Source organism: Sphingomonas sp. CARO-RG-8B-R24-01 (assembly GCF_022662295.1).
Lineage (GTDB): Bacteria > Pseudomonadota > Alphaproteobacteria > Sphingomonadales > Sphingomonadaceae > Sphingomonas.
The window spans coordinates 71049-84320 of record NZ_JAKNQI010000012.1; the positions used below are offsets into that span (position 1 = coordinate 71049).

12 protein-coding genes are annotated in these 13272 nt (G+C 65.7%); 9 read left to right on the top strand and 3 right to left on the bottom strand.

Features of this window, described 5'->3' with window-relative positions:
• Both modB and L8G49_RS19595 read left to right on the top strand, forming a co-directional pair.
• Positions 1-666, top strand: coding sequence for a molybdate ABC transporter permease subunit (gene modB / locus L8G49_RS19590; protein WP_242187520.1), 666 nt, complete (start codon positions 1-3; stop codon positions 664-666).
• Complete coding sequence (locus tag L8G49_RS19595) at positions 659-1369, top strand: ATP-binding cassette domain-containing protein (RefSeq protein ID WP_242187523.1); 711 nt, start codon at positions 659-661, stop codon at positions 1367-1369. The genes modB and L8G49_RS19595 overlap by 8 nt, the downstream gene beginning before the upstream one ends.
• A gap of 123 nt (positions 1370-1492) precedes the next feature.
• Here the strand turns inward: L8G49_RS19595 and L8G49_RS19600 are convergent, their stop codons facing one another.
• The gene (locus L8G49_RS19600; protein ID WP_242187524.1) at positions 1493-1897 is read right to left on the bottom strand and encodes a helix-turn-helix domain-containing protein; all 405 of its coding nucleotides are present in this window, start codon (positions 1895-1897) and stop codon (positions 1493-1495) included.
• A gap of 69 nt (positions 1898-1966) precedes the next feature.
• Here L8G49_RS19600 and L8G49_RS19605 point away from each other — a divergent pair, with 69 nt between their 5' ends.
• The 7 genes from L8G49_RS19605 (at position 1967) to L8G49_RS19635 (ending at position 10390) form a co-directional block, all read left to right on the top strand.
• The gene (locus L8G49_RS19605; RefSeq protein ID WP_242187525.1) at positions 1967-2626 is read left to right on the top strand and encodes a cation transporter; all 660 of its coding nucleotides are present in this window, start codon (positions 1967-1969) and stop codon (positions 2624-2626) included.
• On the top strand, positions 2613-2978 hold the full coding sequence (locus L8G49_RS19610) for a hypothetical protein (RefSeq protein ID WP_242187527.1): 366 nt from the start codon (positions 2613-2615) through the stop codon (positions 2976-2978). Before L8G49_RS19605 ends, L8G49_RS19610 begins: the two co-directional genes overlap by 14 nt.
• A 64-nt stretch (positions 2979-3042) precedes the next feature.
• The gene (locus L8G49_RS19615; protein WP_242187529.1) at positions 3043-4308 is read left to right on the top strand and encodes a TolC family protein; all 1266 of its coding nucleotides are present in this window, start codon (positions 3043-3045) and stop codon (positions 4306-4308) included.
• Positions 4305-5477, top strand: coding sequence for an efflux RND transporter periplasmic adaptor subunit (locus L8G49_RS19620; protein WP_242187531.1), 1173 nt, complete (start codon positions 4305-4307; stop codon positions 5475-5477). The genes L8G49_RS19615 and L8G49_RS19620 overlap by 4 nt, the downstream gene beginning before the upstream one ends.
• Before the next feature lie 3 nt (positions 5478-5480).
• Complete coding sequence (locus tag L8G49_RS19625) at positions 5481-8708, top strand: CusA/CzcA family heavy metal efflux RND transporter (RefSeq protein ID WP_242187533.1); 3228 nt, start codon at positions 5481-5483, stop codon at positions 8706-8708.
• A gap of 10 nt (positions 8709-8718) precedes the next feature.
• Complete coding sequence (locus tag L8G49_RS19630; RefSeq protein WP_242187534.1) at positions 8719-9693, top strand: cation diffusion facilitator family transporter; 975 nt, start codon at positions 8719-8721, stop codon at positions 9691-9693.
• A 10-nt stretch (positions 9694-9703) separates the two neighbouring features.
• A complete protein-coding gene (locus L8G49_RS19635; protein WP_242187536.1) occupies positions 9704-10390 on the top strand; it encodes a transporter in 687 nt (228 codons plus the stop codon).
• A 214-nt stretch (positions 10391-10604) separates the two neighbouring features.
• Here the strand turns inward: L8G49_RS19635 and L8G49_RS19640 are convergent, their stop codons facing one another.
• Positions 10605-10988 (bottom strand): MerR family DNA-binding protein, encoded by a 384-nt coding sequence (locus L8G49_RS19640; RefSeq protein WP_242187538.1) that lies wholly within the window; start codon positions 10986-10988, stop codon positions 10605-10607.
• A complete protein-coding gene (locus tag L8G49_RS19645) occupies positions 10985-13255 on the bottom strand; it encodes a heavy metal translocating P-type ATPase (protein WP_347272086.1) in 2271 nt (756 codons plus the stop codon). The genes L8G49_RS19640 and L8G49_RS19645 overlap by 4 nt, the downstream gene beginning before the upstream one ends.
• Positions 13256-13272 lie beyond the last annotated feature (17 nt).

Below are 13272 nucleotides of genomic sequence, written 5' to 3' on the forward strand. Positions count from 1 at the left end.
ATGGACTGGCAGGCGCTTCGCCTATCCGTGCTGCTCGGGTGCCTGACGATCGCGATCCTACTGCCGGTCGCGATCGTCGCGGGGCGTTGGCTGGCGACAACGCGGCTGCGCGGTCGCGCGCTGATCGAGGCAGCGCTGACGCTGCCGCTGGTGCTGCCCCCGACTGTTATCGGCTTCTATCTCCTTGTCGGCATGGGGCCGGGTTCGCCGATCGGCCGCGCATGGACAGCGCTGTTCGGCGGGGCGCTGGTATTCAGCTTCCAAGGCGTCCTGGTCGCGTCCGTTCTCGTAAACCTGCCCTTTGCGATCCAGCCGGCGCAGCGTGCGTTCGAGGCCGTAGGCCAGCCGCTTCGCGACGCCTCGGCCACCTGCGGGCATTCGCGCTGGCGGACGTTCTGGCGGATCGAACTGCCGCTGGCGTGGCCGGGAATCATAACCGGAGCGGTGCTTGCCTTCGCCCATACGATGGGAGAGTTCGGCGTCGTGCTGATGGTGGGCGGTTCGCTCCCCGGTGAAACCCGTACGCTCGCGCTTTCGATATACGATCGGGTGCAGGCGTTCGATAATCCGGCAGCCGCTCGCATGGCGGCGGTTTTGATGGCGATATCGCTGGTCGCGGTGACACTCAGCTTCGTACTGACCGGTCGGAGACGCCGGCATGGCTGACGGGCTGCATGTCTCGATTCATCAGGCAGGACCGATCCCGCTTGCGGTAGATTTAACGGTCGCGCCGAATGAGACGCTGGCGCTGATCGGGCCATCGGGTGCGGGCAAAACGACGATCCTGCGAACGATCGCGGGACTCTATCCGGCACGGCAGGGCCGCATCGTCGCGAATGGGCATGTCTGGTTCGATGACAGCGCGAGGATCGACGTACCCGCACGGCAACGCCGCGTCGGCGTCGTGTTCCAATCCTACGCCTTGTTCCCTCACCTTACCGCGATCGGGAACGTCATGGAGGCGATGGTCGACCACCCCAGGGCGGAGCGGCAACGGGCGGCGGTCGAGATGCTGGCACGGGTCCACCTCGACGGGTTAGGAGATCGTCGCCCGGAGTTGCTGTCAGGCGGGCAGCAGCAGCGTGTCGCACTCGCGCGCGCCTTGGCGCGTGATCCCGACGTGCTGCTATTCGACGAGCCTTTCTCAGCAGTCGATCGACCGACACGGCGTGCGCTGCATCGCCTGATCGCGGAGCTACGTGCGGTGACGCCGGTGCCGATCGTATTCGTCACCCATGATATCGAGGACGTAGCCGCAAGCGCCGATCGGGTGTGTTTCCTTCGAGAGGGCAGTCTCATCGAGACGAGGCGCAGCGTCGAAATACATAAAGGCGGCAATAGCCCGCTCGAAAGGTGGCTCGCCGGATAATCCATGAGGCGGTGCAGTTACGGAAAGCCAGCCTAGCCGTAAGAATGCTCGACAAATTGGTTGTAGCATAGGGTAAGCATAACATTTGCGCCTAATCCGGATGCTGACGGCACGCTGATCGTCTCAGACGCTCGGAGCCAATGCCTCGATAATCCTGCAGTCGGCGACGGTGTTACGGCTACAGGAATCTATTAACACATCCAGCTCGCCAGCGAGCGCCGTCAGGTCGGCGATCTTTTGCGTGATCGCGTCTCGGTGCTGGTTGGCGATGACATCCACCGCGATGCAGGATTGATCGCGGCGGTCAGCGAGCCCCATCAACTCCCTTACCTGGTCGATTGAGAATCCGAGATCCCGCGCGCGCCGTATAAACGACAGGCGGCGAAGATGCGCGGCCTCATACGTCCTGTAGTTCGCAGCCGATCGCGCTGGTGCCGGCAGCAAACCGATCTGCTCATAGTAGCGGATCGTCTCGACCTTGGTGCCGGTTGCTCCAGCCAGTTTTCCGATCGTGAGTTTTTCGGACATGGCGCTTGACCCTCTAGCGACTAGAGGGTGCATATAGGCTGCCAGATCGATTCTATCGAGGTGGCGAACATGGCCTGCACGAGCTGCGCGTCCGACAAGACGGGCACCAACGACCCGAGATGGCGGCGCGCGCTATGGATCGCGCTCGCGATCAACGGGGCCATGTTCGCGATCGAGATCGTCGCCGGCATCACGGGCGGTTCGAAGGCGCTCCAGGCCGACGCCCTCGACTTCTTCGGTGACACGGCGAACTACGCGATCAGTCTGGGCGTCGCAGGTATGGCTCTCGCCTGGCGCGCCCGCGCGGCGATGCTGAAAGGTGCGACGCTTGCGGTACTCGGTCTTTACGTCCTGATCGCGGCAGGATGGGCGGCGCTTCACGGAACCGTGCCACATGCCGAGATGATGGGGATTGTCGGCGTTGTCGCTTTGATCGCGAACCTGGTGGTGGCAATAATGCTCTATCGCTTCCGCAGCGGTGACGCGAACATGCGATCGGTCTGGATCTGCTCGCGCAACGACGCGATCGGGAACATCGCCGTTGTCCTGGCCGCAGGCGGCGTGTTCGGCCTGAACAGTGCCTGGCCCGACATTCTTGTTGCAGCGCTGATGGCAGCGCTGGGATTGGCTGGCGGCTTCCAGATCATGCGGCAGGCCCAAGCGGAATTGCGGTCTTCTCCGCGTCCCGCGTCCGTCGATCTCCGAGGATCATTACATGGCAGTCGCTAAGCTGCTACGAGCCGGGCCGATGCAGCGCCTGTCCGCCCTCTTCCTCTGTCTGATGCTCGCGCTGTCGCTCGGGTTCGGATCGGTCGCGCACGCGGCCGAGGGGCCGGGGGTCGAGGTATCCGCATCTACGTCGATCGGCCATGCCGACGGCGATGGCGACCAAGTGCCTGCCGACAGCCAGAAGGGCTATCCCCATCACCATGGTGGATGCCACGGCCATGATATCGGCGTTCCGATGGCGCCTGATCCGGTCGCATCCGCTACGGGGCTGCGCGTGACGCCCTCAACCTGGAACAATGGTCCGATGGCGATGGCGCCGTCGGACCCGGCGCTACGACCTCCCCAAGCCTGACCGACGTCTAAGCTCCGCCCGGCCACCGGCGCGGATTCCAGCGTTCGTCAGGAGATCCTTACCCATGCAGCGTTTAATCGCGGCCCTATTGGCCGTGGCGTCATGCGCGTCGATCGCGCAGGCGCAATCTTCCGAGCCGATATCGACCAGTCTGACCCTTACGCTCGAACAGGCGCTGGCGCTCGCCGGCGCGACGGCGCCCGCGCTGGACGCGGCGACGGCCGGGGTCCGGGCGGCAGAGGCGGGTCGCACCGTCGCGGGCTATCGCCCCAACCCCTCGATCGTCGCGGAAACCGAGAACGTCGCGGGCAGCGGACAATATCGCGGGGTGCGCAGCGCCGAGACAACGGCCGGCCTGGCGTTCCCGATCGAGCTTGGGGGCAAGCGGTCCGCGCGGATCGCAGTGGCCGACGCGATCGGTAGTCGCGCCCGGATCGGCTCTGCCTTGGCCGAAGCCGATCTGCGACTTGCCGTCACACAACTCTACATCGAGGCTACCGCGGCCGACCGTCGCCTCGTCACGGCACGCGAGCAGGCGGGGATCGCCCGGGAAGCGCTGCGCGCAGCTGGCGTCCGCGTGCAGGCGGGGCGGGCATCGCCCCTCGAACAGCAGCGGGCCGACGTGCTGCGTATCAATGCCGAAACCGCCGTCGAGCGCGCGCAGCGTCTCGCAGACGTTGCGCGCGACAATCTGACGCGCCGCATCGGCCAACCCGTCATCGGCGCCCTGGACATGGCGTGGTACGATCGCGTTGAGGGCTATGGTCCGGCGAAGCCGATTGCGACCGCCGGCACGCTTGCGCTGGCCGCTGCGCGTGCGGACGCGACCACAGCCGAAGCACAGGTGAGGCTCGCACGTTCGCAGCGCGTCCCTGACGTGACGCTCAGCGCCAGTGCGCGTCGTCTCGAGGCGACCAACGACGTCGCGGCAGTGTTCGGGGTGTCGATCCCCTTCCCCGTCTTCAACAATGGAAAGGCGGCCGTTGCCCAGGCTCGCGCCCAGAGCGATCAGGCGCAGGCGCTTCGACGTGTAGCCGAGCTGGATACGGCACAAGATATCGCACGCGCCCAAGTCGAGGTGGCGAATGCAGCTACGTCCGCTCGCAACGCAAGCGGACCTGCGCTCGCGTCGGCAACCGAAGCCGCGCGGATCGCCCGGATCGGCTACCGCGAAGGCAAGTTCGGTCAGCTCGACCTTCTCGATGCCGAGCGGACCCTGTCCGAAACGCGGACCGCCGCGATCGACGCGCTCGCCACCTATCACGATGCGAAGGCACGCCTCCAACGGCTCGTTGCTGCCGCGCCCTCGTTCGAGGAAACCAATCAATGACGAAGATCATCATCCGGGCGCTTGCACCCGTGACCCTGGCTCTCATCCTTGCGGGCTGCGGTAGTGGCGGCAGCAGCGGCGAAGCCGGCGAAAAAGCCGGAGCTGAAAAGACCGAGAAGACCGAAGCTGGCGAGACCAAGGAAGCGGCCAAGGATGTCGTCACCTTATCCGCGCAGCAGATCGCGGACGCCGGCATTGAGGTGACGCGCCCGACCGTGGGCGGCGAAGCCGGCGCGATCGAGCTGTCTGCAACGATCGAAGGCGATCCGCAGGGCGTACAGGTCGTGTCGGCGTCGGTTGGAGGGCGCCTTGTCTCGCTCACCCACAATCTCGGCCAATCCGTTAGCCGCGGCGATCCGCTCGCGATTATCGAGAGCCGGGAGGCAGCATCGCTCAAGGCCGAAGTCGAGGCGGCACGTGCGCGTGCCGCCCTCGCCGGGTCCAACCTGCGCCGCGAACAGCGCCTGTTCGCCGAGCGGGTCTCGCCGGAACAGGATCTCGTCGCGGCGCGGACCGCGGCGACGGAAGCCGGTATCGCGCTGCGTTTGGCGCAGCAGCAGCTATCGGCGACCGGCAGCGGGGGCGGCGCGCTCAACCGCATTGCGGTGCGCTCCCCGATCGGCGGTCAGGTCATCGCACGGTCTGCCACGCTCGGGCAGACGGTCGCGGCGGACGCCGAACTGTTCCGCGTCGCCAATCTCTCGAAAGTCACCGTCACTACGTCGCTGGTGCCGAACGACGCCGGCCGGGTGAAGCCCGGTGCGCGCGTCGAGGTCACGGCCCCCGGTCGGCGTCAGGAGGGTCGGGTGACGTTCGTCTCGCCAGTGCTGGACGAGACGACCCGGCTGGTGCCGGTGATCGCGACGCTCGACAATGCCGGCAGCACCTGGCGGGTCGGCGAGACGGTCAACGTGTCGATCCTCGTACCCGCAAGCGGCAACCGCACCGTCGCAGTGCCTTCGGCCGCGGTGCAGATGATCGAAGACAAATCATTCGTTTTCGTCCGGACCCCGATAGGGTTCCGCGCGCTGCCCGTGACATTGGGCCGGACCAATGGCGGTCAGGTCGTGGTGACATCGGGCCTCACCGGTTCCGAGCGGATCGCGTCCACCAACAGCTTCACGCTCAAGGCCGAACTCGGCAAGGGCTCGGGCGCGGACGAGGACTGAGCCATGATCGGTCACATCGTCACCCTTTCCGTCGAAAAGCGCTGGCTGATCCTGCTTTTCACCGTCGCCGCAGCATTGATCGGGATCGGCGCGCTGCGCCAGCTTCCGATCGACGCCGTGCCCGATATCACCAACAACCAGGTGCAGATCAACGTCGTCGCCCCCGCCCTCTCACCGGATCAGATCGAAAAACAGGTCGCCTTTACTGTCGAGACTGCGCTCGCCGGCATCCCCGGCCTCGAATATACCCGATCGCTCAGCCGCAACGGCTTCGCTCAGGTCACGGCTGTTTTCTCCGAAAAGACCGATATCTACTTCGCACGGGCACAGGTCGCGGAGCGGCTTCGCACTGCCGAGGAAGACCTTCCGCAGGGGGTGAACCCCGAGATGGGGCCGATCGCGACCGGGCTCGGCGACATCTTCATGTGGACGGTCGAATACCGCGAGCTGGATCAGACCCGTCACCGCAACGGCGAACCCGGCCTGCAACGCGATAGCAGCTACATCACGCCGGAGGGCGATCACCTCGTCAGCGACGCCGACAAGGCGACCTACCTGCGGACCGTGCAAGACTGGATCGTCACGCCGCAGCTCAAAAGCACGGCGGGCTTGGCCGGCGTCGACTCCCTTGGCGGCTACACCAAGGAGTATCTCGTCGTTCCCGATGTCCAGCGGATGGCGGCGATGCGCCTCACGCTGCAGGATCTGTCAACGGCGCTGGAGCGCAACAACACCAGCGCCGGCGCGGGTGTCGTCAACCGCAACGGTGAAGGGCTTGCCGTTCGCTCGGACGGGCGTGTGCGCAACGCCGACGAACTCGCCCGCACCGTCATTGCTACGCGCGAGGGCGTGCCGATCCTGCTCAACCAGATCGCGACCGTCCGCACCGGCCAGGCGCTCCGCATGGGGTCCGCGTCCGAGAACGGTCATGAAGTCGTGGTCGGGACGGCGGTGATGCGGATCGGGGAAAACAGCCGCACCGTATCGACGGGTGTGGCCGAGCGGCTGACGCAGATCGGCCGTTCCTTGCCGGTCGACGTGGTGGTGAAGCCGGTCATGAACCGGACCGAGCTGGTGAACTCTACCATCGCCACGGTCGCCCGCAACCTCGCCGAAGGTGCGGTGCTGGTCATCGTCGTCCTGTTCGCGCTGCTCGGCAATTTCCGGGCGGCGCTGATCGCTGCATTCGTCATCCCGATCACGATGCTCCTCACCAGCATCGGGATGCTGAAAGCCGGGGTCTCCGCCAATCTGATGAGCCTCGGCGCGCTCGACTTCGGCCTGATCGTCGACGGCGCCGTTATCATCGTGGAGAATGCGTTGCGCCGCCTCGCCGAGGCGCAGCACGGCCGCGAAGGCGAGCTGACGATGGAACAGCGGCTCGGGTTGGTCGCTGCCTCCGCCCGCGAGATGATCCGCCCGTCTGTCTACGGGCAGGCGATCATCATCCTCGTCTATGCGCCGCTCCTCACCTTCTCCGGCGTCGAGGGCAAGATGTTCGAGCCGATGGCACTCACCGTCATCATCGCGCTCGTCTTCGCCTTCATCCTGTCGTTGACCTTCGTGCCCGCAGCCATCGCCATCTGGCTCAGCAAGCGGGTCGAGGAGAAGGAAAGCCGCATCGTCGCGTTCCTGCGGCGACGCTACGAACCGGGGCTCGATGCGGCCATGCGCCGACCGAGCCTCACCATCGGCGTCGCGGTCGGCGCGCTCGCGCTTGCCGGTGTCGCCTTCACTACCTTGGGCCAAGAGTTTCTGCCCCAGCTCGATGAAGGCAATGTCCTCGTGCAGGCGGTCCGCATCCCGGGCACGTCGGTCGACCAAAGCCAGGCCATGCAATTCCAGGTCGAAAAGGCGCTCGCCAAGGCGCCGCAAGTCAGGTTCGCTTTCTCGCGCACCGGCACGTCCGAAATCGCATCGGACCCGATGCCGCCTAACGCGACCGACACGTTCGTCATCCTGAAGCCCAAGAACGAATGGCCTGACCCCGGTCTGTCCAAGGAGGCGCTGGTCGAGCAGTTGGAAAGGCGACTCTCCACCCTGCCGGGCAACGCCTACGAAATCACCCAGCCCATCCAGATGCGCTTCAACGAGCTGATCGCCGGTGTGCGCGGTGATATCGCGATCAAGGTGTTCGGCGACGACTTCGGCGAGATGAACGCGACCGCAAATCGCATCGCCGGCATCCTGCGTGCGACGCGCGGCGCCGCAGACGTCCGGGTCGAGCAGACCGAAGGTCTGCCGATGCTCGACATCCGTCCTAACCGCACCGCCATGTCGCGGGTCGGGGTGACGGCTGGCGACGTGCAGGACACGGTTGCCGCCGCGATCGGGGGACGCCAAGCCGGCGTCATCTTCGAAGGCGATCGCCGCTTCCCCGTCGTGATCCGCATGGCGGAAAGCGCACGATCCGATCTGACCGCGGTCGCTCAGGTGCCCGTGCCGACCGCAGGCGGCGGTTTCGTGCCGCTGTCGACGGTCGCGGATATCGCCGTCGTCGACGGTCCCAACCAGATCAGCCGGGAGAACGGAAAGCGGCGTGTTGTTGTGCAAGCGAACGTCCGCGACCGCGATGTGGCAGGTGTCGTCGCCGATGCGCGCGCCGCGATCGACAGCCAGGTGAAGCTACCTCCGGGCACTTATCTCGAATGGGGCGGTCAGTTCGAAAATCTGGCGTCTGCACGCGACCGGCTCGCGATCGTCGTGCCGATCTGCTTCGCCGTCATCATGCTGCTGCTCTACGGAGCGCTAGGCTCGGTACGGGACGCGCTGATCGTGTTCACGGGTGTGCCCCTGGCCTTGGTAGGCGGAGTGCTGGCGCTGGTGCTGCGGGGGATGCCATTCTCCATTTCCGCGGCCGTAGGCTTCATCGCGCTGTCGGGCATCGCGGTGCTCAACGGGTTGGTGATGGTGTCCTCCATCCACGACCTGATGCGCGACGGCGTGGATCGCGCTGTGGCGGCGCACCAAGGGGCGCTCGCCAGGCTCAGGCCGGTTGCCATGACCGCACTCGTCGCGTCGCTCGGGTTCGTACCGATGGCGCTGGGGCACGGTGCCGGTGCCGAGGTGCAGAAACCTCTCGCGACCGTGGTTATCGGAGGTCTCATCTCCGCGACCCTTCTGACCCTGTTCGTGCTGCCGACGCTCTACGCCCGCTTGGGCGCGCGCAAGCTGCCAGCGTCGTCGGACAGCCATCTCGAACTCCCTCCCCTGCCCGCTGCGGCACACTGAAAGACAGATCATGCACGATCATGCAGCGGGCGGAGACGCCCATGACCATAGCGAACCGGGTGGCCACGACCACGGCCACGCTCACGGGGGGCATGGGCACAGCCACGCCCCCAAGAGCTTTGGCCGTGCCTTTGCGATCGGTACTGCCCTCAATTTAGGCTTCGTCATCATCGAGGCCGGTTACGGCATCGCGTCGGGATCGATGGCGCTGCTGGCCGATGCCGGCCACAATCTGAGCGATGTGCTGGGCCTGCTTATCGCTTGGGGGGCAGCCACGCTTGGTAAGCGCCGCCCGAGCGGCAAATACACCTATGGCTTCCGCAGCTCGTCGATCCTGGCAGCGTTCTTGAATGCTCTGCTGTTGCTCGTCGCCATCGTCGTGATCGCGGTGGAGGCGATCCGGCGCTTTTCCGAGCCGGCTCCGGTTGCGGGCGGGACGGTGATGATCGTCGCGGCGATCGGTATCGTCGTCAACACGGCGACCGCGCTGTTGTTCATGTCGGGGCGTAAGGGCGACCTCAATATCAAGGGCGCGTTCCTCCACATGGCAGCCGACGCCGCGGTGTCGGCCGGCGTCGTGGTGGCAGGCTTCATCATCGTGAAGACCGGCCTCACCTGGATCGACCCGGTGACGAGCCTCGTCATCGTTGCGGTAATCGCGATCGGGACGTGGGGGCTGCTCCGCGATTCCGTGAACATGAGCCTTCAGGCCGCACCTCCCGGCCTAGACCCCGAGGAGATCGGTACCTTCCTGCGCGGACGCGAGGGCGTGCAGGAGATCCACGACCTCCACGTCTGGCCAATGAGCACGACCGAGACGGCACTGACCGTGCATCTGCTCGTCCCGGGCGGCTATCCCGGCGACGCCTACACGGCCGGCGTCGCGGCAGCCCTGAAGGAGAAATTCGGGATCGACCACGCGACGATCCAGATCGAGACCGACCCGGGAACGCCGTGCGCGCTCGAATCCGACAAGACCGTTTGAGGCTCGCGACATGCAGGCATTAGTCTTCACCCTAATCCCGGTCGCGGCCGTACTGCTCGGTTCGCTGGTTGCCGTTACCAGACGACCGAGCGAAGCCGTCGTAAGCGCGATGCAACATCTGGCGGCAGGCGTGGTGTTCGCCGCTGCGGCAGTCGAGATCCTTCCGCAAGTTATGCACGAAGGGTCGCCCATCGCGACCTTCATAGGGGGGGCAATTGGCATCACCGTGATGCTTTCGCTGAAAGCCATCGAGGGTCGGGCCAAGGGGCCTGTCGCGATGCTCGGCGCGGTCGGCGTCGACATTTTGATCGACGGGCTGGTGCTGGGGCTGGCGTTCGTCACCGGCGGCAAGGCGGGCATATTGCTCACCATCGCCTTGACGCTCGAGGTATTGTTCCTCGGGTTGACCGTGACGACCGAACTCGGCGAGACGATCCGATCGAAGGCTCGCATCGTGGCCATCACGGTGGGGATCGCGCTGCTGCTCCCGATCGGCGCGGCGCTGGCAACACCCGTTGCGCTCCTCTCGCCCGTCGTGATCGCCGGGTTTTTGAGTTTCGGGCTGATGGCTTTGCTCTACCTCGTCACCGAGGAGCTGTTGGTCGAGGCGCACGAAAAGCCCGACACCCCGCTCATCAGCGCCATGTTCTTCATCGGCTTTTTGGGGCTTCTCCTGATCGAGGAGATATTGAGCTGACCGGTCAGCATGGCACACGCTGGACCGCCGAGACCGACGCCGAGCTACGCCGGCGCGTGGCGGCCAAGCAGACCATCGGACAGATCGCGCGCGAGATGGGACGAACGATGGACGCGATCCGCGGCAGGGCAGCGTCGCTGCGGATCACGCTTCGCTCTTCGCAACGACCGTGGCGGGACGGCGTTGCTCGTCGCCCTAACGACTAAGCGAGGCCTCACGCTTCCATGCGGCGAAGGATCGGGCAGTCCGGTCGATCGTCTCCGTGACAGCGGTTCACCAATTCCAGCAGCGTCGATCGCATATCTTCGAGCGCAGCCGCCTTACGTCCGAGTTCGTCAGCGCGCGCTTGCGCAAGCATTTTGACTTCGCTGCTCGAACGGCTGCGATCCGACCAGAGGCCGAGCAGCGTCCTGATCTCATCGATCGGAAAGCCCAGGTCACGCGCGTTGGCAATGAAACGAAGGCGGTGAACGTCGGGGTCGGCATAGTCGCGGTAACTCCCACGCCGGGGCGGCGCGGGCACGAGACCGATCTTCTCGTAATGGCGGATCATGCGCTGCGAGACACCGCTGGCATCCGATGCCGCTCCGATGTTCATAGCTTCACCGTGTTCAACCGTAGCGCGTTGAGGACCACGGTAAGGGACGAGAGCGCCATCGCCGCGCCGGCTAGCATCGGCGAGAGGAGGATGCCCGCCACGGGGTAGAGCACCCCGGCCGCGACCGGCACGCCGATCCCGTTGAACAGGAACGAGAAGAACAGGTTCTGACGGATATTCCGCATCGTCGCCTGGGCGAGCTTCCGCGCTCGCACGATCGCCGACAGATCGCCGCGCGTAAGCGTTATGCCGGCGCTTTCGATCGCTACGTCTGTTCCCGTGCCCATGGCGAGGCCTACGTCCGCAGCCGCCAGAGCGGGCGCATCGTTGATTCCGTCGCCGGCCATCGCAACCTTGGCACCGGACGCTTTCAGCTCGCCGATGATGCGCGCCTTGTCCTCCGGGCGCAGGCCGGCGCGCACGTCGTCGAGTCCGCCAACAGCGCGGCCGACCGCATCGGCAGTCGTCTGATTGTCGCCTGTCAGCATAATGACGCGGAGGCCCTGCTGGCGGAGTGCGGCAATTGCCTCTCCGGCGTTGGCGCGGACCGGGTCGGCGACCGCGAGCAGGCCGGCAAGAGCGCCATCGATCGCCACGAGGATTACGCCTGCACCGTCGCCGCGATGACGATCGGCATCGGCATCGAGCGCCTTGGGATCAGCGCCAATCCGGCTCATTTGCTCGGCGTTCCCGATCACGACCGAACGGCCATCGACCTTGGCGCTGACCCCTAGACCGGTTTGCGAGGCGAAGTCCGTGACCGTGCCGAGCTGCAAATCTCGATCCTTGGCGGCAACGACGATTGCGTGTGCGAGCGGGTGTTCCGATTGCCCTTCGACGGCCGCAGCAAGCGCTAGCATGTCGTTCTCCACGACCGAGCCGATCGTCTGGACCGCGATGAGCTTAGGCTTGCCTTCCGTGAGCGTGCCCGTCTTGTCGATGACCAGTGTATCGACTTTTTCGAGCCCCTGTAGCGCTTCCGCGTTCTTCACCAGAACGCCGGCCTGAGCCCCGCGGCCCGTCCCGACCATGATCGACATGGGCGTAGCGAGACCCAGCGCGCAGGGGCAGGCGATAACGAGCACGGCAATGGCATTAAGCAGCGCATGAACCATGCGCGGCTCAGGACCGACCAGCGACCACACCACGAACGTCGCGATAGAAACCAGCACGACCAACGGCACGAACCAGCCAGACACCTGATCGGCGACGGCTTGGATCGGGGCACGGCTGCGCTGCGCGTCCGCAACCATGCGGACGATCCGCGCCAGCATCGTATCCGACCCGACCGCGCGCGCTTCCATGACGAGGCTTCCCGTGCCGTTGACCGTACCACCCGTGACGGCCGCCTCGGCCTCCTTGAGGACAGGAGCCGGCTCGCCGGTGAGCATGGATTCATCGACCGAGGAGCGTCCCTCGACCACTACGCCGTCAACCGGGATCGCATCCCCGGGACGAACGCGAAGCCGATCACCGGCCGCCACGTTGGCGAGGCTGACTTCCTCCTCGGACCCGTCCGATCGCACCCGGCGCGCCGTCTTGGGGGCAAGATCCATCAGGGCGCGGATCGCGCGTCCTGTTGCCGCTCTGGCACGCAGTTCGAGGACCTGTCCGAGCAGCACCAAGGCCACCACCACTCCGGCCGCCTCGTAATAGACCGGGACCACACCTCCGTGCATGCGGAAGGTCGGGGGGAAGATGCCGGGCGTGACCGTCGCGACCAGGCTGTAGAGGAAGGCGGCACCGACCCCGATCGAGATCAGCGTGAACATATTGAGATGGCGGGTGCGAAGCGACGTCCATCCCCGCTGAAAAAACGGCCAGCCCGCCCACAGTACGATCGGGGCGCTGAGCGCGAGCTGTACCCAAGGGGAAGCGGCAGGACTGACGACATCGATGCCGAGCATTTCGGCGACCATCGAGATCGCCAGCAGCGGCACGGCGAGCACGCCCGCCACCCACAGCCGACGCGTGAAATCGACCAGCTCGGGATTAGGCCCATCATCGAGCGACGGTTCTTCCGGTTCGAGCGCCATGCCGCAAATCGGACACGTCCCCGGTCCCTCCTGGCGGATTTGCGGGTGCATGGGACACGTCCAGATAGCCCCCGGCGTCGCCGTTGGCTCAGGCTTCGGCTTGTCGCCGAGATAGGCGTTGGGGTTTGCGACGAACTTGGTCCGGCAACCGGCGCTGCAAAAATGATAGGTTTGGCCGGCGTGCTCGGCATGATGCGCCGTTTTCGCCGGATCGACCGTCATCCCGCACACCGGGTCCGTAACCGTCG